Consider the following 1,930-nt stretch of genomic DNA (forward strand, 5'->3'; position numbering starts at 1 on the left):
GCTGGGCGAACTGTTCACCGCGGTGGAGGCCGTTGTGGTCGGTGTGAGTGGCCATCTGCTGGAGGACGGTGCGGGTGTCGCGCGGGTCGATGACGCCGTCGTCGTAGAGCCGTCCGGACAGGAACATCGGCAGCGACTCGGACTCGATCTGCTGCTCCACCATGGCGCGCAGGGCGGCGTCCGCGTCGTCGTCGTACGGCTGCCCCTTGGCGGCGGCGGACTGCCGGGCGACGATCGACAGGACGCCCGCGAGCTGCTGCGGGCCCATGACGGCCGACTTGGCGCTGGGCCAGGCGAACAGGAAGCGCGGGTCGTAGGCGCGTCCGCACATGCCGTAGTGCCCGGCGCCGTAGGAGGCGCCCATCAGCACGGACAGGTGCGGGACCCGCGAGTTGCTCACCGCGTTGATCATCATCGCGCCGTGCTTGATGATCCCGCCCTGCTCGTAGCGGCCGCCGACCATGTAGCCGGTGGTGTTGTGCAGGAACAGCAGCGGGATGTCGCGCTGGTTGGCGAGCTGGATGAACTGGGCGGCCTTCTGGGACTCCTCGCTGAACAGGACCCCCTGGGCGTTGGCGAGGATGCCGACGGGGTAGCCGTGCAGGCTCGCCCAGCCGGTGGCCAGGCTGGTGCCGTACAGCGGCTTGAACTCGTCGAAGTCGGAGCCGTCGACGAGCCGGGCGATCACCTCGCGCGGGTCGAAGGGGATCTTCAGGTCGCCGGGGACGATGCCCAGCAGCTCCTCCGGGTCGTACTTCGGCGGCTCGGCGGGCCCCGGATCCGGGTACGCCTTGCGGTGGTTGAGCCGGGCGACGACCCGCCGGGCCTGCCGCAGGGCGTCGGGCTCGTCGACGGCGAAGTGGTCGGCGAGGCCGGACACCCGCGCGTGCATCCCGGCACCGCCCAGCGACTCGTCGTCGCTCTCCTCCCCGGTGGCCATCTTCACCAGCGGCGGCCCGCCGAGGAACACCTTCGCGCGCTCCTTGACCATGATCACGTGGTCGGACATGCCGGGCACGTACGCGCCCCCGGCGGTCGAGTTGCCGAAGACGACCGCGATCGTGGGGATCCCGGCGGCGGACAGCCGTGTGAGGTCGCGGAAGATCGCCCCGCCGGGGACGAAGATCTCCTTCTGGGACGGCAGGTCCGCCCCGCCCGACTCCACCAGGCTGATGCAGGGCAGCCGGTTGGCCAGCGCGATGTCGTTCGCGCGGAGCGCCTTCCTCAGCGACCAGGGGTTGCTGGCGCCGCCGCGCACGGTCGGGTCGTTGGCGGTGATCAGGCACTCCACGCCCTCGACGACACCGATGCCGGTGACCAGGGAGGCCCCCACGGCGTACTCGCTCCCCCACGCGGCCAGCGGGGACAGCTCCAGGAACGGCGTGTCCGGGTCGAGCAGCAGCTCGATGCGCTCACGGGCGAGCAGCTTGCCGCGCCGCCGGTGCCGCTCGACGTACTTCTCGCCGCCGCCCGCGAGGGCCTTGGCGTGCTCGGCGTCGAGTGCGGCGAGCTTGGCGAGCATGGCCTCGCGGTTCGCCGCGTAGGCGGGGCCTTGGGTGTCCAGAGCGGACGGAAGAACCGTCACAGCAGGGCCTCCGGGATGTCCAGGTGGCGGGAGCGCAGCCATTCGCCGAGGGCCTTGCCCTGCGGGTCGAAGCGGTGCCGGGCGGCGACCCCGGCGCCGAGGATCCCCTCGACGACGAAGTTCAGGGCGCGCAGGTTCGGGAGGGTGTGGCGTACGACGGTCAGCTCGGCGGTCTCGGGCAGCAGCCGCCGGAGGGCGTCCACGGTGAGGGTGTGGGCCAGCCACCGCCAGGCCTCGTCCGTCCGCGCCCACACCCCGACGTTGGCGTTGCCGCCCTTGTCCCCGCTGCGGGCCCCCACGACGAGACCGAGGGGCGCGCGGCGGGTGGGGCCGGGCGGCAGCGGC

Annotated in this window: 2 protein-coding genes; both read right to left on the bottom strand. The window is 72.5% G+C overall.

Annotation, left to right across the window (positions count from 1 at the left end):
- Positions 1 to 1,585, bottom strand: a 1,585-nt coding sequence (locus CCN42_RS36910) for an acyl-CoA carboxylase subunit beta (RefSeq protein WP_245877636.1), incomplete at its 3' end; no start/stop codon positions are given.
- Positions 1,582 to 1,930 (bottom strand): AtuA-related protein (locus tag CCN42_RS36915; RefSeq protein WP_422641247.1); only part of this gene is annotated, 349 nt, incomplete at its 5' end. The genes CCN42_RS36910 and CCN42_RS36915, both read right to left, overlap by 4 nt.

The organism is Streptomyces glaucescens, from assembly GCF_002154375.1.
Classification (GTDB): Bacteria; Actinomycetota; Actinomycetes; order Streptomycetales; family Streptomycetaceae; genus Streptomyces; species Streptomyces glaucescens.